Origin of the sequence: Acidovorax sp. Root568, from assembly GCF_001427445.1 — a bacterium.
Lineage (GTDB): Bacteria > Pseudomonadota > Gammaproteobacteria > Burkholderiales > Burkholderiaceae_C > Acidovorax > Acidovorax delafieldii.
On the sequence record NZ_LMGP01000015.1, the window covers coordinates 206,946 to 231,963 of the forward strand.

At 64.6% G+C, this 25,018-nt stretch carries 20 protein-coding genes; 12 read left to right on the top strand and 8 right to left on the bottom strand.

The window, feature by feature from the left end:
* Positions 1-35: 35 nt before the first annotated feature.
* Positions 36-410, top strand: coding sequence for a PilZ domain-containing protein (locus ASD75_RS12785; protein WP_056067655.1), 375 nt, complete (start codon positions 36-38; stop codon positions 408-410).
* 85 nt (positions 411-495) lie between these two features.
* On the opposite strand, the gene ASD75_RS12790 is transcribed toward ASD75_RS12785, so the two are convergent.
* Positions 496-2,181 carry a long-chain fatty acid--CoA ligase gene (locus ASD75_RS12790; protein ID WP_056746186.1) on the bottom strand — a complete coding sequence of 562 codons (1,686 nt, stop codon included), beginning with the start codon at positions 2,179-2,181 and terminating at the stop codon, positions 496-498.
* Positions 2,182-2,411: 230 nt separating this feature from the next.
* Between ASD75_RS12790 and ASD75_RS12795 the strand changes: the two genes are divergently transcribed.
* From ASD75_RS12795 to ASD75_RS12805, 3 genes are read left to right on the top strand one after another with little or no spacing between them, the layout of a single operon-like run.
* On the top strand, positions 2,412-4,823 hold the full coding sequence (locus ASD75_RS12795; RefSeq protein ID WP_056746188.1) for a DEAD/DEAH box helicase family protein: 2,412 nt from the start codon (positions 2,412-2,414) through the stop codon (positions 4,821-4,823).
* A complete protein-coding gene (locus ASD75_RS12800) occupies positions 4,795-5,235 on the top strand; it encodes a hypothetical protein (RefSeq protein WP_056746191.1) in 441 nt (146 codons plus the stop codon). Before ASD75_RS12795 ends, ASD75_RS12800 begins: the two co-directional genes overlap by 29 nt.
* Positions 5,235-6,731 (top strand): class I SAM-dependent DNA methyltransferase, encoded by a 1,497-nt coding sequence (locus ASD75_RS12805; protein ID WP_056746193.1) that lies wholly within the window; start codon positions 5,235-5,237, stop codon positions 6,729-6,731. Before ASD75_RS12800 ends, ASD75_RS12805 begins: the two co-directional genes overlap by 1 nt.
* A 33-nt stretch (positions 6,732-6,764) precedes the next feature.
* Here ASD75_RS12805 and hrpA read toward each other — a convergent pair whose 3' ends face one another.
* Entirely contained in the window at positions 6,765-10,904 is a 4,140-nt protein-coding gene (gene hrpA / locus ASD75_RS12810) for an ATP-dependent RNA helicase HrpA (RefSeq protein WP_056746196.1), read from the bottom strand.
* A 359-nt stretch (positions 10,905-11,263) separates the two neighbouring features.
* Here hrpA and ASD75_RS12815 point away from each other — a divergent pair, with 359 nt between their 5' ends.
* The 4 genes from ASD75_RS12815 to argA all read left to right on the top strand — a co-directional run bounded on the left by ASD75_RS12815 (position 11,264) and on the right by argA (position 15,581).
* Complete coding sequence (locus ASD75_RS12815) at positions 11,264-11,509, top strand: hypothetical protein (protein ID WP_015014345.1); 246 nt, start codon at positions 11,264-11,266, stop codon at positions 11,507-11,509.
* Positions 11,510-11,609: 100 nt separating this feature from the next.
* A complete protein-coding gene (locus ASD75_RS12820) occupies positions 11,610-13,622 on the top strand; it encodes an AAA family ATPase (protein ID WP_235511617.1) in 2,013 nt (670 codons plus the stop codon).
* A gap of 28 nt (positions 13,623-13,650) precedes the next feature.
* Positions 13,651-14,148 carry a hypothetical protein gene (locus ASD75_RS12825; protein ID WP_056746199.1) on the top strand — a complete coding sequence of 166 codons (498 nt, stop codon included), beginning with the start codon at positions 13,651-13,653 and terminating at the stop codon, positions 14,146-14,148.
* An 86-nt stretch (positions 14,149-14,234) separates the two neighbouring features.
* The gene (argA, locus tag ASD75_RS12830) at positions 14,235-15,581 is read left to right on the top strand and encodes an amino-acid N-acetyltransferase (protein ID WP_056746200.1); all 1,347 of its coding nucleotides are present in this window, start codon (positions 14,235-14,237) and stop codon (positions 15,579-15,581) included.
* Here the strand turns inward: argA and bla are convergent.
* A complete protein-coding gene (bla, locus tag ASD75_RS12835; RefSeq protein ID WP_056746202.1) occupies positions 15,578-16,492 on the bottom strand; it encodes a class A beta-lactamase in 915 nt (304 codons plus the stop codon). The genes argA and bla overlap by 4 nt on opposite strands.
* A 113-nt stretch (positions 16,493-16,605) precedes the next feature.
* On the opposite strand from bla, the gene ASD75_RS12840 reads away from it, so the two are divergent.
* Positions 16,606-17,496, top strand: coding sequence for a LysR family transcriptional regulator (locus ASD75_RS12840; protein WP_056746204.1), 891 nt, complete (start codon positions 16,606-16,608; stop codon positions 17,494-17,496).
* An 87-nt stretch (positions 17,497-17,583) separates the two neighbouring features.
* Here ASD75_RS12840 and ASD75_RS12845 read toward each other — a convergent pair whose 3' ends face one another.
* A complete protein-coding gene (locus ASD75_RS12845) occupies positions 17,584-19,212 on the bottom strand; it encodes an HD family phosphohydrolase (protein WP_056746206.1) in 1,629 nt (542 codons plus the stop codon).
* A 91-nt stretch (positions 19,213-19,303) separates the two neighbouring features.
* Here ASD75_RS12845 and ASD75_RS12850 point away from each other — a divergent pair, with 91 nt between their 5' ends.
* The 3 genes from ASD75_RS12850 (at position 19,304) to ASD75_RS12860 (ending at position 21,379) form a co-directional block, all read left to right on the top strand.
* Positions 19,304-20,305 carry a rhodanese-related sulfurtransferase gene (locus ASD75_RS12850; RefSeq protein WP_056746208.1) on the top strand — a complete coding sequence of 334 codons (1,002 nt, stop codon included), beginning with the start codon at positions 19,304-19,306 and terminating at the stop codon, positions 20,303-20,305.
* A complete protein-coding gene (locus ASD75_RS12855; protein WP_056746210.1) occupies positions 20,302-20,973 on the top strand; it encodes a glutathione S-transferase in 672 nt (223 codons plus the stop codon). The genes ASD75_RS12850 and ASD75_RS12855 overlap by 4 nt, the downstream gene beginning before the upstream one ends.
* Before the next feature lie 187 nt (positions 20,974-21,160).
* A complete protein-coding gene (locus ASD75_RS12860) occupies positions 21,161-21,379 on the top strand; it encodes a hypothetical protein (protein ID WP_056746211.1) in 219 nt (72 codons plus the stop codon).
* A gap of 134 nt (positions 21,380-21,513) precedes the next feature.
* On the opposite strand, the gene ASD75_RS12865 is transcribed toward ASD75_RS12860, so the two are convergent.
* From ASD75_RS12865 to cysT, 4 genes are read right to left on the bottom strand one after another with little or no spacing between them, the layout of a single operon-like run.
* The gene (locus tag ASD75_RS12865) at positions 21,514-22,050 is read right to left on the bottom strand and encodes a disulfide bond formation protein B (protein ID WP_056746679.1); all 537 of its coding nucleotides are present in this window, start codon (positions 22,048-22,050) and stop codon (positions 21,514-21,516) included.
* 56 nt (positions 22,051-22,106) lie between these two features.
* Positions 22,107-23,231, bottom strand: a complete 1,125-nt coding sequence (locus ASD75_RS12870) for a sulfate/molybdate ABC transporter ATP-binding protein (protein ID WP_056067633.1) — start codon at positions 23,229-23,231, stop codon at positions 22,107-22,109.
* A 12-nt stretch (positions 23,232-23,243) separates the two neighbouring features.
* Positions 23,244-24,146 (bottom strand): sulfate ABC transporter permease subunit CysW, encoded by a 903-nt coding sequence (cysW, locus tag ASD75_RS12875; protein ID WP_056746212.1) that lies wholly within the window; start codon positions 24,144-24,146, stop codon positions 23,244-23,246.
* Positions 24,143-25,012, bottom strand: a complete 870-nt coding sequence (gene cysT / locus ASD75_RS12880; protein WP_056746214.1) for a sulfate ABC transporter permease subunit CysT — start codon at positions 25,010-25,012, stop codon at positions 24,143-24,145. The genes cysW and cysT overlap by 4 nt, the downstream gene beginning before the upstream one ends.
* Positions 25,013-25,018: the final 6 nt, after the last annotated feature.

The following is a 25,018-nucleotide window of genomic DNA, read 5'->3' on the forward strand; positions in this document are numbered from 1 at the left end:
CATGTGCCCAACCCCCGCCCGCCCAGGAGACAGCGATGCCCCATGAACGCCGCCACTTCGTCCGCGTTGGTTTTGATGCACCGGCCCTGCTGACCACGGCCACCGATGCGTTCAGCGTGCATGTGCTGGATTTGTCGCTCAAGGGCGCGTTGATCATGGTGCCCGCGCAGGCCACGCTGGGGCAAGGCACGTTGTGCCAACTGACCATCCCCCTGGCCGACACGGGCAACCACATCGCCATGTCCACCGAGGTGGCCCACGTGCAAGGCCTGCACACCGGGCTGCTGTGCAAGGGCATTGACCTGGACAGCGTCACCCACCTGCGCCGTCTGATCGAGCTGCAACTGGGCGACCCCGCCCTGCTGGAGCGGGACCTGGGCGAACTGACCATGGCGGGCGCGGCGCACTGACGGCCGCCGCAGGGCTCGTCACCGCCGCCGTAGCGGCATCTCTTTTCTTCTTGGCGCGTTTGTCAAACCGGCGGGTGCCGACCCGTCACTGCGCTTCCTGCTCCTGCAGCGCACGCCACATCACTTTGCCGCTGCCGCTCTTGGGCAACGCCGGCACAAACTGCACGATGCGCGGCACTTTGTAGACGGCCATGTTCTCGCGGCACCAGTCGATGATCTGCTGCTCGGTCGTGTCCTTGTGGGTGGCGCGCAGCACCACCACTGCCTTGACTGTCTCGCCCCGGTAGCTGTCCTTGGCCGCGATGATGCAGGCCTCCTGGATCGCTGGGTGGCGGAACATCAGTGCCTCGACCTCGGCCGGCCACACCTTGAAGCCGCTGGCATTGATCATGCGTTTGAGCCGGTCGGTCAGGAAGAAGTAACCGTCCTCGTCCATGCGCCCCAGGTCGCCCGAGCGGAAGAACCGTTTGCCCTCGAACTCAATAAAGGCCGACGCCGTGGCATCGGGCCGCTTCCAGTAGCCCTCGAACACCTCGGGGCCATGGATGATGATCTCGCCCTGCTCGCCCACGGGCAGCTCCTGCAGCGTGTCGGGGTCGATCACCCGCGCATCGGTGCTCATGAACGGAATGCCCAGGCACTGCTGCTTGGGGTGGTCCGGCGGGTTGGCGTGCGACGGAGCGGCCGTTTCGGTCAGGCCATAGCCCTCGGCATACCGCAGGCCATATTGCTCCAGAAGCCGCTGCGCCACGGCCTGCGGCATGGCTGCCCCCCCGCCACCGATATAGGCCAGGCTGGAGAGGTCATAGCTGGCAAAGTTCGGGCTGCCCAGCAGGTCAATGACCATGGTGGGAATGTTGGTCCAGGTGGTGACCTGGTAGCGCGATATCAGGCGCCCGGCCAGGTCGCGGTCCCAGCGGGGCATGATGACCAGCGTGGCGCCGCAGTAGATCGACGTGTGCATCACGCTCACCATGCCGGTGATATGGAACATGGGGACCACCGCCAGCGTCACATTGTCGGCAGATCCATTGCCCCACAGGCTGGCGGCCACCGTGTTGTGCATGATGCTTTTGTGCAGGTGCATGCAACCTTTGGGCAGCCCCGTGGTGCCACTGGTGTAGGGCAACAGCGCCAGGTCGGCCGGGCCTACCAACAAAGCGGGGGGCGCATCAGTACAAGCCAGGGCATCTGCCCAGGCGTGGGCTTGCCCACCCTCCAGTGCCGGCAAGGGGTGGCGCGTGCCCAGCCAGTCCATCCACGCCTCGGGCGGCGCATCCATGCCGGTCACGGCCACGTCAAACGCATCCGAGAACTGCGTGACCACCAGATGCGCCAGCCGCTCGCCAGGGGCCAACGCATTGCTGGCCTTGGCCATCTCCGGGGCCAGATCACCGGTGCTGATCGCCACCTTGGTGTCGGGATCGGTGATGTAGTGCTTGAGCTCCTCCGCCCGGTTCATCGGATTGACCGGCACCACCACTGCGTTGGCCCGCAGGATGGCAAAGTGCGCCATCACCAACTGCGGGCAGTTCTGCATGCACAGCACCACCCGGTCGCCACGCTGCACCCCCAGTTGGGCCAGCCGCGCAGCCAGGCGCTCCGCGCCTTCCATCAGTTGCCGGTAGCTGACCGTAGTGCCGAAAAACACCAGCGCCGCCTTGTCAGGGTAGCGGCGTGCATTGGTCGCCAGGTTGTCCCACAGCGAGGTGGCAGGCAGTGTGATGGACTTGGGCAAACGACGGGGCCAGAACTGGTAGTGAGGGCGCATGGGCAAACAGTCTCCTTGTTTCCCGCAGCCTAGATGGCCCACCTGTACCAAGCAAGGGGAATGCCCCCATGATCGTCACCCATGTGACGCATGGCACCCCGCCGAAGGTCGGGCTTACTCGCCTTGTTCACGCAAGCACATGGCCGTGTACTCGCAATCCATCGCCCTGCCACAAACCATTAACCAAATGTATCGGTCGCACCTAGAATGCCCCGCAGGGAGGAACACGCATGACGCCAGAGGTCGAGGCCAGGCAAACCATTGACGCACTGCTGACAGCAGCAGGCTGGCACGTGTGCAACGTTGCAGACGCCAACATCCACGCAGCCGTGGGCGTGGCGATTCGCGAATTCCCACTGAACCCTGGCTACGGCTATGCCGACTACCTGCTCTACGTCAACGGCAAAGCCTGCGGCGTGATCGAAGCCAAAAAAGAAGGCGCCACCCTGACCGGCGTAGAGCTGCAAAGCAGCCGCTACGCCAAAGGCCTGCCCACCACCCTGCCCGCCTGGGGCCGCCCCCTGCCGTTTGTGTGGGAAAGCACGGGCGTAGAAACCCACTTTACCAACGGCCTGGACCCCGAACCCCGCGCACGCAGCGTGTTCGCCTTCTTCCGCCCCGAGCTGCTGGTGCAATGGCTGGCGCTGCTGCCACCAATGATGAACGGCAACGGCGCCAGCGAACCACCCAGCACCTTCCTGGCCCGCATGCGCAACATGCCCAAGCTGGTGACCGAATGGGGCAGCGGCGGCGCGCACTACCAGCTGTGGCCTGCACAAATAGGCGCCATCACCAACCTGGAAAAAAGCCTGGCCGCCAACAAGCCCAAGGCCCTGATCCAGATGGCCACCGGGAGCGGAAAAACCTTCACCAGCATCGGCTTCATCTACCGCCTCATCAAGTTTGGCGGCGCGCGCCGCGTGCTCTTCTTGGTAGACCGGGGCAACCTGGCCCGCCAGACCAAGAAAGAGTTTGACGCCCACGCCAGCCCCTACAACAACTACAAATTTGGCGAGGAGTACATCGTCCAGCACCTGCAGGGCGGCCACATCGACACATCCGCCCGCGTGGTCATCTGCACCATCCAGCGCATGTTCAGCATGCTCAAAGGGCGCGAGCTGGCCGAGGAGGCCGACGAAGAATCCACCGAGAAGATTGAGACCCTGTTCAAAGACCCCGAACCCATTGGCTACAACCCAGCCATCCCCATCGAGAGCTTTGACATTGTGGTCACCGACGAGGCCCACCGCAGCATCTACAACCTGTGGCGCCAGGTGCTGGAGTACTTTGACGCCTACCTCATTGGCCTGACCGCCACGCCCAACAAACAGACCTTTGGCTTCTTCAACCAAAACCTGGTCATGGAATACGGCCACGCCCAGGCCGTGGCCGACGGCGTGAACGTGAACTACGACGTCTACCGCATCAAAACCGAGGTGGGCGAAAGCGGTGCCAAGGTAGACAAAGGCTTTTGGCTTGAAACCCAAGACAAAGCCACCCGCCGCAAGACCGCCTGGCAGCTGGACGACGACTTTGAATACCAGCCCGAAGAGCTGGACCGCGCCGTGCAAACCCCCGACCAGATCCGCACCGTGGTCCGCACCCTGCGCGACCGCTGGCAGCCCGACATGTTCCCAGCCCGCACCGAGCTGCCCAAAACCCTGATCTTTGCCAAAGACGACAACCACGCCGAGAAGATCGTCGAAATCTTGCGCGAAGAGTTTGGCCGGGGCAACGAGTTTGCGCAAAAGATCACCTACCGCAGCGCCCAGGGCGGCGGCACCAGCCCCGACCAGCTCATCAAAGACTTCCGCTCCAGCTACTACCCCCGCGTGGCCGTCACCGTGGACATGATCGCCACTGGCACCGACATCAAACCGGTGGAAATCGTCGTCTTCATGCGCAGCGTGAAAAGCCGCAGCTTCTTCGAGCAGATGAAAGGCCGTGGCGTGCGCGTGTGCAACCCCACGGACCTGGCCGCTGTGAACCCCGGCGAACACATCAAAAAAGACCACTTCGTCATCGTCGATTGCGTGGGTGTGTGCGAGCGCGACAAAACCGACAGCCGCCCCATGGACGCCAAAAAGAGCGTGCCCCTGGACAAACTGCTGCAAGCCGTGAGCCTGGGCAATGTGGAAGACGAAGTGTTGAGCAGCATCGCCGCTAGGTTGGCCCGGCTGGACAAAGACGCCAGCGACGCCGACCGCGCCAAGGTGGTGGAGCTCAGCGGCGGCAAAACCCTGCGCGACCTGGCGCGCGGCATTGTGGAAGCGCTCGCCATCGACGCCACCCAAGACATGCCGCCCGCCGAGGCGGACCAGCGGTTCAGGGACGCAACCAATCCCTTTGCCTTACCCGCATTGCGCGAGCAGCTACTAAAAATGAAGCAAAAGGCAGACTTGGTGATCGACGTGGTGACGCAAGACACCCTGCTGCACGCCGGATTCAGCGAAGGCAGCGACAGGGCCACCGCATTGGTGCAAAGACGTGGACGCCATTGTGGAGGTGGCCACCTTGGGCGCTTACCACCGCCTGACAGAGCAACTGATGCAGCGCGGCTTTACGCAAACCATGGCCGACAATACGCCGCCCTTTCGCTGGTTTTGGCACCGCATGCAGCTGGACTTGGTGCCGCTGGATGAAAAAGTGCTGGGCTTTGCCAACCCGTGGTACCGCGTGGGGTTTGACGAGGCGCTGACGGCTACGCTGGGAGATGGGCGGGCAGACGGGCTTGCCGATGGACTGGTGGTGCGGCACCTGTCGGCACCGCACTTTTTGGCGACCAAGCTGGAGGCCTTCAAAGACCGTGGCGGCAACGATGTGTACCTGAGCCACGACCTAGAAGACATCATGACCGTGCTGGAGGGCCGCGCCGCTGTGGCCCGCGAGGTGGCCGCCGCCAGCGCACCCGTGCGCCAGCATGTGGCGCAAGCAGCCGCAGCGCTGCTGCAAATGCCCGCCTTCCACAATGCCCTGCCCGGCCTGTTGAGCGACCCCGAGCGCGAACCCACCGTGAAAGCCCGGCTGGCACAGATCGCAAGATTGAAAGACTGATGAACACCACCACCCACTCCCTCGTCCAGAAGCTCTGGAACTACTGCAACGTGCTGCGCGACGACGGCATGAGCTATGGCGACTATGTGGAGCAGCTCACGTACCTGCTGTTCCTGAAGATGGCCGACGAACGTTCGCAGCCGCCCTACAACCAGCCCAGCATCGTGCCAGCAGACTACGCTTGGCCCACGCTGCTGGCCAAGGACGGCGACGAGCTGTTTGACCACTACCGCCATGCGCTGGAAAGGCTGGGGCAAGAAAAAGGCACGCTGGGCCTGATTTTTGGCAAGGCGCAAAACAAGTTCCAGGACCCGGCCAAGCTGCGCCGCGTGATTGTGGATTTGATCGGTGCCGAGACCTGGACAATTCTGGGCGCGGATGTAAAGGGCGACGCCTACGAAGGCCTGCTGGAGCGCAACGCGCAAGACACCAAGAGCGGCGCGGGCCAGTACTTCACGCCCCGGGCTCTGATCCAGGCCATGGTGGAGTGCATGGCACCCAAACCGGCAGAGCGCATTTGCGACCCGGCTTGCGGCACGGGCGGCTTTTTGTTCACGGCGCACAACTACATCACAGCCCACCACAAGAACCTGACGCGCGACCAGCTCAAGCACCTCAAGGAGAAGGCCTTTACCGGCTACGAACTGGTGCAGGCTACGGCCCGCGTTTGTGCCATGAACATGATGCTGCACGGCATTGGCTCTGAAAAATCCGTGCCTGTGGTTGTGGGCGACGCGCTGGCGGCTGACCCTGGCGAGCGTTTTGAGGTGGTGCTGGCCAACCCACCCTTTGGCAAGAAGAGCAGCACCGTCATCGTGGGTGAAGACGGCCGCACCAGCACTGAAAAAGACACCATCGAGCGCGACGACTTCTGGGCCACCACCAGCAACAAGCAGCTCAATTTTGTGCAGCACATCAAGACGCTGCTCACCACCCACGGCCGCGCAGCCGTGGTGCTGCCCGACAACGTGCTGTTTGAAGGTGGCGCGGGCGAAACCATTCGCAAAAAGCTGCTGCACGCGTGCGATGTGCACACCCTGCTGCGCCTGCCCACAGGCTTGTTCTACGCCCAGGGCGTGAAGGCCAACGTGCTGTTCTTTGAAAAGAAGCCCGCCAGCGAAACGCCCTGGACCAAGCAGCTGTGGATTTACGACCTGCGCACCAACAAGCACTTCACACTCAAGACCAACCCGCTGACCCGCGCGGACCTGGACGAGTTTGTGGCGCTGTACCAGGCCGACAACCGCCAACAGCGCCAAGCCACCTGGTCGCCAGATACACCTGAAGGCCGCTGGCGCGCCTACAGCTACGACGAGCTGGTGGCGCGGGACAAGACCAGCCTGGACATCTTCTGGCTCAAAGACGAATCACTGGCCGACAGCGACAACCTGCCCCTACCTGGCGTGATTGCGCGCGAGATTGTGGAAGACCTGGAGGCAGCGCTGGCGCAGTTCAGACTGATTGCGGGAGACCTGGGGGAAGTGGTCGAAGAGTAAGGACTGGGCGGGCGTATGCCCACCCTCCTCCACTCAGCTCTGAATCTGCGCCCACAGCTTGTCCAGCCGCTTCACGCTGACCGGCTGGGGCGTGCGCAGCTCCTGCGCAAAGAAGCTCACGCGCAGTTCCTCCAGCAGCCAGCGCAGCTCTTGCATGCGGGCATCCACTGCGCCCTTGCGCTCGGCGACCAGACGCCAGTAGCGCTGCTCTTGCGGGCGCAGCTCGGCCAGCTTGGCGGCGTCGCGGGCGGGGTCGGCGCGGTATTTGTCCAGGCGCAGGGTGATGGCCTTGAGGTAGCGGGCGTAGTGCGCCAGTTGCGCCCAGGGGGCCACAGCGATGAAGTTCTTGGGCACCAGGCGTTGTAGCTGCTGCAGGGCGTCCGCTGTAGCGTCGGGCGCGTTCTTCGTATCTTTGATCTTGCGGGCGGCGGCCGCGTATTCGGTGAGGATGGTGGCGGCCAGGCGCGCGACCTCGTTGGCGATCAGCGTGAGGCGGCCCCGGCCTTCTTCCACGCGGCGCTTGAAGGCGTATTCGTCGGTGGGCAGCGGGTCGAGCAAGAAGGCGCGGTCCAGCGCCACGTCGATGATCTGGGTGCGCAGCTCTTCCTGCGTGCCCAAGGGCATGAACGCTACGGCCATTTTCTGCAGATCGGGGATGTTCTTTTCGACGTACTTAAGGGCGTCTTTGATCTGCAGCGCAAACAGGCGGCGCAGGCCCGCGCGGTGCTTGGCGGCGGCCACCTCGGGTTCGTCGAAGACTTCGATGGTCACGGCGTCGCCACCGTCGATCAGGGCCGGAAAGCCGATCAGCGTCTGGCCGGCCTTCCTGATCTCCATGAGTTCGGGCAGCTCGCCGAATGTCCAGGTGGTGTAGCGCTGGCCTGCAGGGGTAGATGGTGCAGCGGGTGTGGAAAGCGTCGTGCCGCCTGGCTTGGCCGCTGGGCCTGGCCCGTTAACTCCTGATTTGATAGCACCCCGGGCATGATTCTCTAGCGCCTGCGGCGCTTTTTGCTTCAAATCCGCCGTATCGGCAGCTGTACTGCCCAATTTGAGCCCCGCCAGCGCCTGGAACGCGCCCCGCGCCTTGGCACCCCACTCGGCCTTGAGTGCGCCCAGGTTGCGGCCATGCCCCAGCTGGCGGCCGTGCTCGTCCACCACGCGGAAGTTCATGAACAAATGGGGGCTGAGCATGTCGAGCTTGAAGTCGGCGCGCTTCACGTCGAGCGAGGTTTCGTCGCGCACCTGCTTGAGCAGCACATCGGTCAGGCTGCCCGTGCCAAAGCGCTCGGGTGCGCCCAGCAGCTCGGCCAGGCGCGTGGCGCTGTCGGGCAGCGGCACAAAGCGGCTGCGCGGGCGCTGGGGCAGGCTTTTGAGCAGGGCCTGGATCTTGTCCTTGAGCATGCCGGGCACCAGCCACTCGCAGCGCTCGTCGCTCACCTGGTTGAGCACAAAGAGCGGGATGGTCACGGTGATGCCGTCACGCGCATCGCCGGGCTCGTGCAGATAGCTTGCAGCGCAGTCCACACCGCCCAGGCGCACCGTCTTGGGAAAGGCGTTGGTGGTGATGCCTGCAGCCTCGTGGCGCATCAGCTCCTCGCGGGTGAGCTTGAGCAGGTCGGGTTGCTTTTTGCTTTCTTCGCGGTACCAGGCCTCAAAACTATGGCCGCTGCACACCTCGGGCGGCAGTTGCTGGTCGTAGAAGGCGTAGATGAGTTCGTCGTCCACCAGCACGTCCTGGCGGCGGGACTTGTGCTCCAGCTCTTCCACCTTGGCGATCATCTTCTGGTTGGCAGCCAGGAAGGGCAGGCGCGTCTCCCAGTTACCGCCCACCAGGGCTTCGCGGATGAACACCTCGCGCGCAGCGTGCGGGTCCACCTTGCCAAAGTTCACGCGGCGGTTGTTGTAGACCACGATGCCGTAGAGCGTGGCGCGCTCCAGCGCCACCACCTCGGCGGACTTCTTCTCCCAGTGCGGGTCCAGCAGCTGCTTTTTGAGCAAATGGCCGCCGATCTGCTCCAGCCACTGCGGCTCGATGGCGGCGATGCCCCGGCCAAACAGGCGCGTGGTCTCGACCAGTTCCGACGCGATGATCCAGCGGCCGGGCTTTTTGTTCAGGTGCGCGCCAGGGTGCTTGTAGAACTTGATGCCACGCGCGCCCAGGTACCAGTCTTCCTCGTCACTCTTGCAGCCTACGTTGCCCAGCAGCCCGGCCAGCATGGACAGGTGCAGCTGCTCGTAGCTCGCGGGTTGCGTGTTGATCTGCCACTTGTGCTCGGTCACCACCGTGAGCAGTTGGGTGTGGATGTCGCGCCACTCGCGCAGGCGGCGGATGCTGATGAAGTTCTGGCGCAACAGCTGCTCGTACTGGCGGTTGCTGAGCTTGTGGGTGGCGGCTGGGGCCACAGCGGCACCTCCGGGTGCAGGAAGCGCTGCCGCTGGGCTGCCCCCGCCGCTGCGCTGCGCCACCGGCAGATACGCCTGCGAAGGCGCCTTCTGCGCGGCCATGGCCTTTTGGGCGCGGGCCGACGGCAGGCTAGGCGCCCCGCCCCGGGCCTCGTTGATCCACTTCCACAGCTTCAGATACCCGCTGAACTCGCTCTTGTCGTCGTCGAACTTGGCGTGCGCCTGGTCGGCCTGCTGCTGCGCCTCCATGGGGCGGTCGCGCACGTCCTGCACGCTCAGTGCGCTGGCGATGATGAAGACCTCGTCCAGCGCCTTGCGGTCACGCGCCTCGATGATCATGCGGCCCACGCGCGGGTCCAGCGGCAGGCGCGACAGCTCCACACCCATGGGCGTGAGTTCGTTGGCGTCGTCCACCGCGCCCAGTTCGGCCAGCAGCTGGTAGCCGTCGGCAATCGCACGGCCCGAAGGCGCCTCGATGAACGGGAACTGCGTGACATCGCCCAGGTGCAGCGACTTCATGCGCAGGATGACGCCCGCCAGCGAGCTGCGCAAAATTTCGGGGTCGGTAAAGCGCGGGCGGCTGTTGAAGTCCGCCTCGTCGTACAGGCGGATGCAGATGCCGTTGGCCACGCGCCCGCAGCGGCCCGCGCGCTGGTTGGCCGCGGCCTGGCTGATGGGCTCCACCAGCAGCTGCTCTACCTTGCTGCGGAATGAATAGCGCTTGACGCGCGCTGTGCCTGCGTCGATCACGTAGCGGATACCCGGCACCGTGAGCGAGGTCTCGGCCACGTTGGTCGCCAGCACGATGCGGCGGCCCGTGTGGCCGTCAAAGATGCGGTCCTGCTCGGCCTGACTGAGGCGCGCGAACAGCGGCAGCACCTCGGCATTGCGCATCACGGGCTGGTGCGACAGGTGCTTGCGCAGGTGGTCGGCAGCCTCGCGGATCTCGCGTTCACCGGGCAAAAAGACCAGGATGTCACCCGCCGCATTCCCCTGCCACAGCTCGTCCACGCCATCGGCAATGGCCTCGTTCAGACCATAGTCGCGGCTCTCTTCAAACGGGCGGTAGCGCTGCTCCACCGGAAAGGTGCGGCCCGACACCATGATGATCGGGGCCGGACCCTTGGCGCTTTCAAAGTGTTTGGCAAACCGGTCCGCATCAATCGTGGCCGACGTGACAATGACCTTCAGGTCCGGCCGGCGCGGCAGGATCTGGCGGATGTAGCCCAGCAGAAAGTCGATGTTGAGGCTGCGCTCGTGCGCCTCGTCGATGATGATGGTGTCGTAGGCCTTGAGCAGCGGATCGGTCTGCGTCTCGGCCAGCAAGATGCCGTCGGTCATGAGCTTAACGGACGCATCGCGCGAGAGACGGTCCTGGAAGCGCACCTTGAAGCCCACCACGTCGCCCAGCGGCGTGTTCAGCTCTTCGGCAATGCGCTTGGCCACGCTGCTGGCCGCAATGCGGCGTGGCTGGGTGTGGCCAATCAGCTGCCCTTTCTGTCCCGGCTTGGCATTGCACTTGCCACGGCCCAGCGCCAGCGCAATCTTGGGCAGCTGGGTGGTCTTGCCCGACCCCGTTTCACCGCACACGATGATCACCTGGTGCTTGGTGATGGCCTCCATGATCTCGTCGCGCTTGCCCGACACCGGCAACGACTCGGGGAACGTGATGCGCAGCGGCGCTGGCGGCGCGGCAGGTGCAGGTGCAGATACGGGTGCTGGAGCAGGAACGCGGGACGACGCAGGCAAACGCGGATCAGAAGAAGACATAGGCCCGCATTATCGATAGCAGCACCCTGCCCCCTGCGCTGCATCTGTGCTTTTGGTACGACATTTCGCCGCGTTTTCAGCGCTTTTCGTTGCCAAAGCCCGCCAGCGCCGCCAAAATCGCGCCCATTCTTCGCAAGCCCCTGTTCAGCGCCACCCTCGGCGCACGGCCCGAACGAACCCCTGGAGGTCCCCGACATGTCTGCCCTTTACGCCGCACCCGTCTGACCACAGTCCACCGCCCCGGCTGGACTGTGCACACACAGTTCAGCCATGGCAAATGCACCCGCGCGCTCTTTCACGCGCTCCGCAAGCCCTGGCTCCATCGCCGGGGTTTTTTGTTTGTGGAGTACGTGCACACCATGAGTGCCAAAAAACTGTCTCGGGCCTTCGCCCAGGGTGAAATCAAGAAGCTGCGTCGCATGAAGCAGCCCCTGGTGCTGAAGCTCGAAGCCTCGGGCCCGCCCCGAAACCCTGTGGCCGCAGCGCTGGCCCAACGCAGCCTGTCCAGCGCGGCAGGCAAGCACATCCGAACCCGTGGGGCCCAGCGCCGTGCGGACAACGTCGCCCTGCGCAAGGCGATCCAGAACCCCTTTTTGAACGATTGACATGAATCCCTTCAACAACCCACTGCCGCCACACCAGCGGCATCCCACTCCGCATCCAGCGCTGGCCGGTGCGCCAACGCTGGCAGCGCATCCATCCCCGATGCACTCAGCGCACCCTGTGCGTGCCCAGACAGCCGCGCCCATCACGCCAGTTGCCAGCAGCGCAGAGCTGGCCCAGCGCCAGCAGGCTTTGGCGCGCGCGGCGTTGCAACTGAAAGCCGAGCTGTTCGGCATCGACGACGTGATCGACCGCGTGATCAATGCCATCCGCGCCTGGTACGTGCTGCCGCAGCTCATCACCCGGCCGGTCATCGTCTGCCTGTGGGGCCTGACCGGCACAGGCAAGACGCAGCTCACGCGGCGGCTGGCCCAGCTGCTGGGCTTTTACGACCGGTTTGTGGAAGTGCAGATGGACGGCTTCAGCCACGGCGCGAGCTACCGCAGCTCGTCCATCTCGGGCATGCTGGGCGACTCGGGCATCCACGAGGGCATGCCGGGCATCCTGGTGCTGGACGAGTTCCAGCGGTTTCGCACGGTGGACACCAAGGGCGCCGACGTGAAGGTGGAGCGCTACCAGGACGTGTGGACGCTGCTGTCCGACGGGCGCCTGCCACCCGCGTTGAGCGCGCTGTCCAACATCGAGCGCAAGCTGGCCGATGCGCACTACGAGGCTGAGCGCGCCGAAGATGGCGATGACGACCGCGCAGGCAAGAAGCCCTACCGCTTTCAGCTGGACGCCTGGGATGCGCAAGAACTCAAGCGCATGCTGAAGCTGCAGGAGCCGCTGTCCGCCATCATGCAGTGGCCGCCCGCCAAGGTGCAGGCGCTGTTTGCCAGCTTTCAGCAGTCCAGCCATGCGTGGGAGACCGACTACAGCAAGCTGCTGGTGTTTGTATGTGGCAACCTCGACGAGATGTACCACGAGACCGCACAGCGTGTAGAAGACTGCGACACCGATGCCGACATCTTTCACCGCCTAACCCGCAAGCTCTCGCTCATCGATGTGAAGAAGGCGCTGGGCGAGCGCTTCAAGCCCGAGCAGATCGCACGGCTGGGCAATGAACATGTGGTCTACCCGTCGTTCAGCAAGGCGACGTATGAGCGCCTCATCCATAACCTGTGCACACGCTATGTGGACGATATTGCCGCGCAGTGTGGCGTGCGGTTTGCCATCGGGCAGGATGTGCTGAGCGAGCTGTATGCCAACGCGGTGTTCCCTGCGCAGGGCACGCGGCCACTGTTCTCGTCGGTGCACGCGATCCTGAGCGCCAACCTGGTCAACGCGGCGTTATGGGTGGTGCAGGAGCAGCTCTCAACGGACCAGGAGTTCGCCATTCACCTGGCGCCCGACAAGCGCCACCTGCTGGTGTCGGGCCAGGGGCCGGAGGGCGCAGTGCAGGCCGCGTTTGCGGTGACGCTGGAGCTGAACCGGCTCAAGCAACGTGCCAATGCAGACTTTCGGGCCCTGCTGGCCGTGCACGAGGCAGGCCACGGGCTGGCGTACTGCGTGTTGTTCGGCCATGCTCCGCAAGAGGTGAAGATCAACATTGCCTCGTTCGAGGGCGGCTACAACAGCTTCTCCAGCCTCAAGGCCACCACGCGCCAGAACGCGCTCGACATGATGTGCGTAGGCCTGGCGGGCCGCGTGGCAGAGGAGCTGGTGTTTGGAGAAATGGCCTGCACCACCGGGGCCGAGCAGGACTTGAAGCAGGTGACGGCCGAGGCAGCGCGCTACATCCGCCACCATGGCTTTGGCGCGCGGCTGGCCCGCACCGATGTCACCGTGGAGATGGACAACCATGTCAACACCGACATCGGCCCGAGCAACGAGGCCATCGAGACGCTGATGCTGCAGCAATACCAGCGCGCCCAGGCGCTGCTGACCACGCACCACGAGGCACTGGGGCGCACGGTGGACGCCTTACTGGAACACGGCACCATCGCCCCTGCGGAGATGGTGGCGCTGCTCCAGGGCTGCGGCATTGCGCTGGAGGCCCCCTCGGACGCTGCAGGCACCTTGCCCGAAGAAGGTCTGGTGCTGGAGCCTTTTGGTGCCAAACTCAGCGCGTTTCGCGCACGCGGGGCGGCGTCCTCTGCACGCCAGCTGGCGTGACACCCAGCACGAAGGACCAAGGATCGACATGGCCAGCGGGTTTTCCGAGTCCGATGACGGGCTGCACTACGCCGAGCACATCTCGGTGCCGATGCGCCTCTTTGTGGGCGCCATTGCGCTGGGCATGTTCCTGATTCCTGTTCCCTTTGTGATGCACGCCACGGCCCGGACGCCGTGGCTGCACCTTCTGTTGGCCGCCGCGTGTGTGGTGGCGGCCTGCGCCATGGGTGCGCTGTTTTTGGCGATTGCTCTGGGGCGGGTGCTGACGCTACATTTCGACCCAGCCAGGCGCCAGGTGCGGCGCACCTCGCGCTGGCCGCTGGTGGGCCGCACTGTGCACATTGCGTTTGATCGCTTTGCACCACCAGAGGTGGTGGAACGCACCTCAGAAGACGGCCCCTACCATGTGCTGCGCCTGACAGTGCGTGGCGAGCGTCCCATGCAGCTGGGCGGGTTTGACCGGCGGGAAGATGCCGAACGCTGGCGCAGCCGCATCGCGGCGCTGTTCGAGGGTCACCCTGGCTGAGCGTGCAAATCCCAGCACCCGGTCGCTAAGGACACTTATCATTCGCTCCTCGCGCATTACCACCACTGCCCCAAACACCTTTCTCCATGTCCGCCGTCTTCAATTTCACCTTCGTCCCCTGGTTCCGCTCGGTGGCGCCCTACATCCACAAGTTCCGCAACCAGACGTTTGTGATCGGGCTGACGGGTGAGGCGATTGCGGCCGGCAAGCTGCACAGCATTGCGCAAGACCTGGCACTGATCCAGGCCATGGGCGTGAAGATCGTGCTGGTGCACGGCTTTCGCCCGCAAGTGAATGAGCAGCTGTCAGCCAAGGGGCATGCGGCCAAGTACTCCCATGGCATCCGCATCACTGACTCCGTGGCACTCGATTGCGCGCAGGAGGCCGCCGGACAGCTGCGCTACGAGATCGAGGCAGCGTTCAGCCAGGGCCTGCCCAACACGCCGATGGCGGGCGCCACGGTGCGCGTAATCTCGGGCAACTTCCTCACGGCGCGGCCCGTGGGCATTGTGGATGGGGTGGATTTTCAGCACTCGGGCCTGGTGCGCAAGGTGGACGTGGCCGGCATCCAGCGCACGCTGGACATGGGCGCACTGGTGCTGCTGTCGCCGTTCGGCTTTTCGCCCACGGGCGAGGCCTTCAACCTGAGCATGGAAGAAGTGGCCACGAGCGTGGCCATCGAGCTGCGGGCCGACAAACTCATCTTTTTGACCGAGGTGCAGGGCATCCGCATGTCGCCCACCGAGCCCGAGAGCGACGACAACCCCATCGACACCGAGTTGCCGCTGGCCGCCGCGCAGGCGCTGCTGGCCCAGTTGCCCCCGGCGCAGCAGCCCACCGATACGGGCTTTTACCTTCAGCACTGTGTGAAGGCCTGCAAGGCCGGCGTGGAGCGCAGCCACATCCTGCCGTTTGCGGTGGACGGCTCGCTGCTGCTGGAGGTCTATGTGCACGACGGCATCGGCACCATGGTCATCGACGAAAAGCTCGAAGAGCTGCGCGAGGCCACGATTGACGACGTGGGCGGCATCCTGCAGTTGATCGAGCCCTTCGAGAAGGACGGCACGCTGGTCAAGCGCGACCGCACCGAGATCGAGCGCGACATCGCCACCTACACCATCATCGAACACGACGGCGTGATTTTTGGCTGCGCGGCGCTCTACCCCTACCCCGAAGCCAAAACGGCCGAGATGGCCGCGGTGACGGTATCGCCGCAAAGCCAGGGAACGGGCGACGGCGAAAAGCTGCTCAAGCGCATCGAGCAGCGCGCGCGCCTGCTGGGGCTGGACAGCATCTTTGTGCTGACCACCCGCACCATGCACTGGTTCATCAAGCGCGGCTTCTCCCCCGTGGACCCGGACTGGCTGCCCGACGCCCGCAAGCGCAAGTACAACTGGGACCGCAAGAGCCAGGTGCTGGTCAAGAAGCTCTAAGAGCGGGTGAAAGTCTCGCGCGCGGCCGCCACGGCGCGCGCCACCTGCGCAATCGCCGCATCCCGCTGCTCCGGCGACGCCTTGGAGCGCGTGAGGTAACAGGTCACCAGCACCGGCGCGCCGCCGCCCGCGGGCCACAACACGCCAATGTCGTTGGCCGTGCCGCTCTCGCCCGCCGTGCCCGTCTTGTCGCCCACCTTCCAGCCCGGCACACCGGCACGCAGGCGCTTATCGCCCGTGCTGGTCTCCACCAGCCAGCGCTGCAGCCAGGCCCGGGACATGGAGCTGAGCGCGTTGCCCAGCACCAGTTTCTGCATGGTCTGCAGCATGGCCAGCGGCGTGGTGGTGTCACGCGGGTCGCCCACGGCAGCCTCATTCAGCGTGGGCTCGGTGCGGTCCAGCCGCGTGACCTCGTCACCCAGCGAACGCACGAACGCGGTGAACCCGGCCGGGCCGCCATGGCGGGCCAGCAGCACATTGGCAGCGGTGTTGTCGCTCAGGCTGACGGTGGCAGAGCACAGCTCACCCACCGTCAGGCCGCCACCATCGCCCGCGCGCGGGCCGCTGACGGGCGAGTACGCCACCACGTCGGTGGCCGGGTAATGCACGCGCGCTTCCAACCGCTCCTTGCCCTGGTCCACCAGAGCCAGCATCCAGCCGGCCAACACCAGCTTGAAGGTGCTGGCCATGGCAAAACGCTCGTCCTGCCGCCAGCCCAGCGCCAGGCCCGACCCGGTGTCCAGCATGGCCACCCCCAGACGGCCCTGGGCGGCGCGTTCGATGCTGGCGAGGGCATCGTTCCAGGCGCTGGTGGTCTGCTCGCGGCGGTCTGGGTTGCTGGCAGCGGCACAACCCCATAAAGGCATGGCCGTGGCGGCCATCAAACCCAAGGAAAACTGTCTTCTTTGCATATCGATTGAAAGCGTAGTGGGGAACAAGGCCCGAACGATACGGAGGTTCAGCCCCCAGCACCATCGACAATAATTGCCAAAAGCCCCAAGAAAAACTTTGACCTTTTGGCACCATGCACCTGCCACTCAATGCTCTGCGGGCCTTCGAGGCCTCGGCCCGCCACCTGAACCTCACGCGCGCCGCCCAGGAGCTGCACGTGACCCAGACCGCCGTGAGCCAGCACATCCGCAAGCTGGAGGATCGGCTGGGCAAGCCGCTGTTCCGCCGCCTGCCACGCGGCCTGGCGCTGACGGACGAAGGCCAGGCCCTGCTGCCGGTGGTGGTGGAATCGTTTGGCAACCTGCAGCGCGCCCTGGAGAAGCTGGGCGACACCCGCCCGCGCGAGGTGCTGACCGTGGGCGCCGTGGGCACCTTCGCGGTGGGCTGGCTGCTACCCCGGCTGCGCGACTTTCAGCAGACCTGCCCCTTTGTGGACCTGCGCCTGCTCACGCACAACAACCGGGTGGACATGGCGGGCGAAGGGCTGGACTACGCCATCCGCTTTGGCGACGGCGCATGGCACGGCACGCAGGCCGACCGCATCATGGATGCGCCCATGTCCGTGATGTGCTCGCCCGCCTTGGCCCGTGGCCTGCGCACGGTGGCCGACCTGGCGCGCCAGCCCTTGCTGCGCAGCTACCGCACCGACGAATGGACGGCCTGGTTCGAGGCTGCGGGTGCGCCCTGCCCCGTGGTGCGTGGCGCGGTGTTCGACTCGTCCCTGACGCTGGCCGAGGCGGCGGCGCAGGGCGCGGGCATGGCACTGTTGCCAGTGAAGATGTTCGCGCGCGAACTGCAGCAGGGCCGCCTGGCGCAGCCCTTTGCACAAGAGCTGCACCGGGGCGCCTACTGGCTGACCCGCTTGCAATCGCGCACCACCACGGGGGCCATGGCGGCGTTCCGGGACTGGCTGATGTCACAGGCCAGCGTCACAGTGGGTGCCGGGACTGAAGAATTGGGATGATTTTGGCCGGTAGCGCTAGTGGATCATGCGCCAGAAGCTATCAATTACATAGCAAACGTACGCCGTGATGCACGGGGTGCAGCGGTGTCAAAACCCCATCGCCGCCACATCCACCCCGTCCACCTGCCCTGCATCCAGAAACTGCTGGCCATAGCGCAGGTACACCCCTTCGCGCACAAACACCTCGAACAGGTCGGGGTCGATGTGCCCGTTGTCCCGCATCCTGCACATGATGGCCAGCGCCTGCGACAGGGTCATGCCACTCTTGTAGGGCCTGTCTGCGGCCGTCAGCGCCTCAAAGATGTCGGCAATGCCCATCATGCGGGCCTGCAGCGACATCTGCTGGCGCGTGAGGCCACGCGGATAGCCCTTGCCGTCCATGCGTTCGTGGTGGCCCCCAGCGTATTCGGGCACGTTTTGGAGGTGGCGCGGCCAGGGCAGCGTCTCCAGCATCTTGATGGTGGCAACGATGTGGTAGTTGATGGTGTCGCGCTCGGCCTGGTTCAACGTTCCGGACCGGATGGTGAGGTTCTCCACTTCCTCCCCCGTCAAAAAGCTCGTCTGCACACCCTGCGGGTTGCGCCAGTGGCGCATGGCGGCAATATCGCGCACACGCTGCTGGTCTTCGGGGCGCATGGCCTCGGTGCCGGTGTTGCTGCGGCGCAGAAACTCGCGGTCTTCCTCCAGCGCATGGATCTCGTGCTGCAGGGCCTGCAGCTCCTGGCCTTCAGCCCGTGCATCCACCACCGGACGCAACGCCAGCTGGCGGCGCAGTGCGGCCAGTTCGGCATCGCGCTTGAGCACTTCAAACCGCGTGTCCACCAGGCCGATACGGTCGTAGATGGTCTGCAGCTTGGTGGCCTTGTCCACCACGTGCACAGGCGTGGTGATCTTGCCGCAGTCGTGCAGCAGGCCCGCCATCTTGAGCTCGTAGCGGTCGCGGTCGCTCATTTGGAACGCGGCCAACGGCCCTTCGCGGGTGGCATCCACAGCCTCGGCCAGCATCATCGTGAGGGCGGGCACGCGTTGGCAGTGGCCGCCGGTGTAGGGCGATTTTTCGTCGATGGCCAGGTTGATCAGGTTCACGAACGACTCGAACAGGCGTTCGAGCTGGGTGATGAGCAGCCGGTTGGTCAGCGCAATGGCCGCCTGCGAGGCCAGCGACTCGGCGAGGCTCTGGTCGGCCTGCGAGAAGGTGATGACCTCGCCCGTGTCCGGGTCGCGCGCATTGATGAGCTGCAGCACGCCGATGAGTTCGAGGTCGTGGTTCTTCATCGGCACCGTGAGGAACGACTGCGACCGGTAGCCCGTGCGCTGGTCAAACGCGCGCGTGCCCGAAAAATCAAACCCTGCCGCGCTGTAGGCGTCGGCAATGTTCACCGTGCGGTCGTGGATGGCCGCGTGGGCCGCCACCAGCGAATCATTGGGCCCGCCGTCGGCCGTGCGCAACGGTAACAGCGGCAGGTCGATGGGTTTGCCCGTGGTGCCCCCCAGGTTGATGCCCAGCGAGTCGGTGCGCAATATCTCGAACTTGAGCGCCGACTGGTCTTCCGTCACGCTGTAGAGCGTGCCACCGTCGGCCCCGGTGATGGTCTTGGCGGCCTCCAGGATGTTCTCCAGCAGCCGGTCGATGTCCCGCTCGCGCGAGAGCGCAGCGCCGATGCCATTGAGCTGCTCCAGCCGACGGAACAGATTGAGAGTGGATTCCTTGCTCATGCGACCACCTTGCAAGCAGCGTTGGTAACCCCGCATCGTAACGAAAGGTGACAGCTATCATCCCCCTTCCTGTTTCAAAAACGCCTTTTTCGTGGACTCGGTCACACCCCGCTATCTCACTGCCGCGCTTTATCAGTTTGTGGACCTGCCAGACTTTGCCGCCCTGCGCGAGCCCCTGCAGTCCCTGTGCGACGCGAACGGCGTGCGCGGCATGCTGTTGCTGGCGCCCGAGGGCATCAACGGCACCATTGCGGGCGAACCACAGGGCGTGCATGCGGTGTTGGCCTGGCTGCGCAGCGATGCGCGTTTTGCCGCCCTGCAGCACAAGGAGGCGCTGGCCGAGCGCATGCCCTTCTACCGCATGCGGGTGCGGCTCAAGCGCGAGATCGTCACCCTGGGCGTGCCAGGCCTGAACCCCGCACGCAACGCCGGCACCTATGTGAAGCCCGAAGATTGGAACGCCCTCATCGACAACCCGGGCGTGGTGGTGGTGGACACACGCAATGACTACGAGGTGGGCATTGGCACGTTTGAGCGCGCCATCAACCCGCACACGCAGACCTTTGCAGAGTTTCCGGCCTGGGTGGCGCAGCAATCGCAGCCTGGCGGCGTATTGGCTGGCAAGCCCCGCGTGGCCATGTTCTGCACGGGCGGCATCCGCTGCGAAAAGTCCACCGCGTTCCTCAAGTCACAAGGCTTTGACGAGGTGTACCACCTGGAAGGCGGCATCCTCAAATACCTGGAAACCGTGCCCGAAGAATCCAGCCGCTGGCACGGTGACTGCTTTGTGTTCGACGAACGTGTGTCCGTAGGCCATGGCCTCGCACCGGGCCACCACCAGTTGTGCCGATCCTGCCGCATGCCGCTGGGCGAGGCCGAACTGCAGTCGTCACAATACGTGCCCGGTGTGAGCTGTCCGTATTGCCACGGCACCCGCACACCCGAGCAGGAACGCGCCCTGGCCGAGCGCGAGCGGCAGATGCAGCTGGCCCGGCAGCGTGGGCAAGAGCACATCGGCGCGCAGCAACCCGGCCGCCCCACACGCGCTGTGGCCAAGCACGCGGAGGACGATGGCATGGATGGCACAACATGACCGCCCTGCCCGTCCTGTACTCGTTCCGCCGCTGCCCCTATGCCATGCGCGCCCGCCTGGCCCTGGCCGTGAGCGGCCAGGTTTGCGAACTGCGCGAGGTGGTGCTGAGGAACAAGCCCCAGGGTCTGCTACAAGCATCCCCCAAGGGCACGGTGCCCGTGCTGGTGTTGCCCAGCAGCCAGGTGCTGGAGCAGAGCCTGGACATCATGCTGTGGGCGCTGCGACACCACGACCCTGAAGGCTGGCTCACCCCCAGCCATGGCAGCCTGGAGGACATGCTCGCGCTGATAGCCGAATGCGATGGCCCGTTCAAGCAGGCGCTGGACCGGTGCAAGTACCCCAGCAGATACCCGGACGCTGACATGGACGCGGAACACGCCCAAGCCGTGGCCTGGTTGGGTGCGCTGGAGGCCCGCCTCTCACCACATCAGCCTTACCTGTTCGGCACCCACGCGACCCTGGCCGACATGGCGATTGCTCCATTTGTGCGGCAGTTTGCAGGCATTGATGCCGACTGGTGGACCTCACAGCCGTGGCCCCGCCTGCAGGCCTGGCTGGCGCAATGGCAGGCCAGTCCGCTGTTTGGCCAAGTGATGCCCAAACTGCCCGCATGGGTTGACGGTACGCAAGGCGTACCGTTCCCGCATGGCACCGTTACGCCAGGCTGAAGCGGTCGCACTGGACCCGCTTGAGATCGGTGCTTTGGGTACCATCTCTTCTACAAAACACCATGCTCCGTGACGCTAGAGGTTGTCACGGAGCAACCCCTCTTCGCTTCATGCAAAGCAGAGCCTCCTCAGGGCTTTACCGCGCAGAGCCATCTCCAAGCCACCCCATCGACCCTGTAGCCCCTGCATGAAAATCATCGACGAAATGTTGAACCTGGACCTGCTCACCCACGAGCAGCACCTGCAAATCAGTGCATGGATCGCACGCTCCGCGTCGCCGGAAGAGATATTGCAAATGCCTGCTCCACTGTGGCAGGCCGTAGAACGCGCCAGTCAGACCATGGGCATCAACGAAGACCTTTTGCGTCCTCCTTCGCTGGACGCAGGGGAAGTGGTGCTTGGATAGCCAACCTTGTGCGCTTTCATGCGACTAGGTGGGACCGCGCTTGGAGCAGGAACACCGGCGCTGGAAGCCCTTCCCATAACGAAAAAGGCGCTCCCTGGAGCGCCTTTTTCATGCAAGTCCATGCCTCACAGGCATCAAGCCATCGAATACCCAGAGCCTCGCTTGTTGCCACCCTTCAGCGCCCGCACCAGCACAGCCAGCAGCACCAAGCCAAACCCCACGAAGCAGATGAACGACCAGTTGGCAATCGAGCCCCCCAGGAAGGTCCAGTCGATCGCAGTGCAATCGCCCGAGCCCCGGAAGATCATGGGGATGGCGCGGCTGATGGGGTAGTTTTCGATCATGCCGTAGAAGTCGCGGCCGCAGGTAGCGATCTCCGGCGGGTACCACTGCAGCCAGCTCTGGCGAGCCGCCACAAAGGCGCCAAACCCGGCAGTGATCACGGCCAGCACCGCCCAGGTCATCCACCAGCCCCGATTGCCTCGCGCACTCGCCAGGGCCGTGAATACAGCAACACCAATCAGCGCGTAGCGCTGCACGATGCACATGGGGCAAGGCTCCAGGCCCACCACATGCTGCAGGTACATGCCAAACGCCAGCATCGCCACACAGGCCACGCTGATCAGCGCCAGCACGCGACGCGGGGCCTGATCAATCCAGTTCAACACCATCATTCTTGTCCCTCGAAACCGCAGGTTACCCAGAGAGGCCTCGAAGGAGAAGCAACTCAGATACCGGCGGCGTGATCCAGAAAAACGCGGGCGCGGCGTGGTGTCACCACCAGCGTCTCACCCTCCTTGAAACCCATGTCCTTGAACTGCTGCGCAGGGATCTGCGCTTCGATCAGGGATTCTGGGGACGCATTGTCCGCTGGTTTGTGGTCATCGGTCGGAATAAGTTCCAGCCGCGCAATCGGCCCCACCACGATGGCGCGGCTCAGCTGGGCCACGATGCCACGGGGACGGCCTTCGGCGTCCAGGCCCGCGCCGGGGGAGTAGCGCTCCACGTCCAGGTCGTGCGGGCGCACATAGGCAAAGGCCTTGGCGTTCTGCGCCGCCTGGTGCTCGGGCGAGTCGAGCTGCATGCCGTCCAGGTGCACCAGGCCTTCATGGGCGCGGCCGTGGAACAGGTTCACGTCGCCCAAAAAGCCGTAGACAAACGGGCTGGCAGGCTGGTCCCACACCTGCTGGGGGGAGCCGCTTTGCTCGATCTTGCCCTGGTTGATCACCACCACGCGGTCCGCCACTTCCAGGGCTTCTTCCTGGTCGTGGGTCACGAAGATGCTGGTCACATGCAACTCGTCGTGCAGGCGGCGCAGCCAGCGACGCAGCTCCTTGCGCACCTTGGCGTCCAGCGCGCCAAAGGGTTCGTCGAGCAGCAGCACCTTGGGCTCCACCGCCAGCGCGCGAGCCAGCGCAATGCGTTGGCGCTGGCCGCCCGACAGCTGCGAGGGGTAGCGCTCGGCCAGCCAGTCCAGCTGCACCAGCTTGAGCAGGTCCATGACCTTTTTCTTGATCTGTGCTTCGCTGGGGCGCTCACTGCGGGGCTTCACGCGCAGGCCAAAAGCCACGTTCTCGAACACCGTCATGTGGCGGAACAATGCGTAGTGCTGGAAAACGAAGCCCACGTTGCGTTCGCGCACATGCACGTCGGTGGTGTCTTCGCCGCTGAAGTGGATGGTGCCCACGTCGGCCGTCTCCAGCCCGGCAATGATGCGCAACAGCGTGGTCTTGCCACAGCCCGAGGGGCCAAGCAGCGCAATGAGTTCGCCCGAGGCAATGTCCAGGCTCACATCGCGCAGGGCCTGGAAGTCTCCAAACTGCTTGCTGACGTTACGGATTTCGATGCTCATGTTCTGTTTCCTTCACACGCCAGCGGGCGCGGGGCGCTCGGGCGGCAATTCGGCGGCGGCCTTCAGGGCTTGTTCGTTGCGGTGTTCGGCAATGGTCTTGATGACCAGGGTGACCAGCGCCAGCAAAGCCAGCAAAGATGCAGCAGCAAACGCAGCCACGGACTGGTACTCGTTGTAGAGAATTTCGACATGCAGCGGGATGGTGTTGGTCTGCCCACGGATGTGGCCCGACACCACCGACACGGCACCAAACTCGCCCATGGCCCGCGCGTTGCACAAGATCACGCCGTACAGCAGGCCCCACTTGATGTTGGGCAAGGTCACGTACCAGAAGGTCTGCCAGCCGCTCGCGCCCAGCACGATGGCGGCCTGCTCCTCGTCGTTGCCCTGCGCCTGCATCAGCGGGATGAGCTCGCGGGCGATGAACGGAAAGGTCACAAACACGGTAGCCAGCACGATGCCGGGCACGGCAAAGATGATCTTGATGTCGTGCGCCTGTAGCCATGGGCCAAACCAGCCTTGCGCGCCAAACATCAGCACATAGATCAGGCCCGCCACCACGGGCGACACCGAGAACGGCAGGTCCACCAGCGTGGTCAAGAAGGCCTTGCCTTTGAACTCGTACTTGGCAATGCACCACGCGGCTGCCACGCCGAACACGAGGTTCAGCGGCACGGCAATCAGCGCGGTGATCAGCGTGAGCTTGATGGCCGACCAGGCATCGGGCTCGCGCAGGCCTTCCAGGTACGCGCCAAAGCCCTTGCGCAGCGCCTCTGCAAACACGGCGGCCAGTGGCAACACCAGGAACAGCAGCATGAAAGCCAAGGCGATGGCGATCAGCGTGTAGCGGACCCAGGGCGCTTCGGTCGTGCCCGCCTGAGCGCGGCGAATGGTTCGAGAGTTGTTGCCGCTCATGCTGGTGCCCCCGCGTGGCGGCGCTGCCAGGCTTGCAGCGCGTTGATGATGAGCAGCAGGATGAAGGAGATGACCAGCATCACCACAGCCACGGCGGTGGCGCCGGCGTAGTCATACTGCTCCAGCTTGCCGATGATGATGAGCGGCGTGATCTCCGACACCATGGGCATGTTGCCCGCGATGAAGATCACCGAGCCGTATTCACCCACCGCCCGCGCAAACGCCATGGCAAAGCCGGTGAGCAGCGCAGGCGTGATGGAGGGCAGGATGACCTTGGTGAAGGTCTGCAGGCGCGTGGCGCCCAGGCAGGTGGCGGCTTCTTCCAGCTCCTTTTCGGCGTCTTCCAGCACGGGCTGCACGGTGCGCACCACAAATGGCAAGCCGATGAAGATCAGCGCAATCACAATGCCCGCAGGCTTGAACGCGAGCTGGATGCCCATGGGCTCCAGAATGCTGCCCACCCAACCATTGCCTGCCAACAGTGCGGTCAGCGAGATGCCGGCCACAGCGGTGGGCAGCGCAAACGGCAAGTCCACCAGCGCGTCCACGATCTTCTTGCCCGGGAACTTGTAGCGCACCAGCACCCACGCGATCAGCAGGCCAAACACCAGATTGACCAGCGCCGCGAGAAACGATGCGCCAAAGGTCAGCCGGTACGACGCCATCACACGCGGTGCGCTGATGGCCGCCCAGAACTGGTCCCAGGTGAGCGTGAAGGTCTTGAAGATCAGTGCCGACAGCGGGATCAGCACGATGATGCTCAAGTAGAAAAGGGTGTAGCCCAGTGACAGCCCAAAGCCAGGCAGCACGCGCTTGGGCGCGCGCCGTCCGGCCGGGGCTGCGGCCACAGCGGTCGCAGTGGTCATAGATGC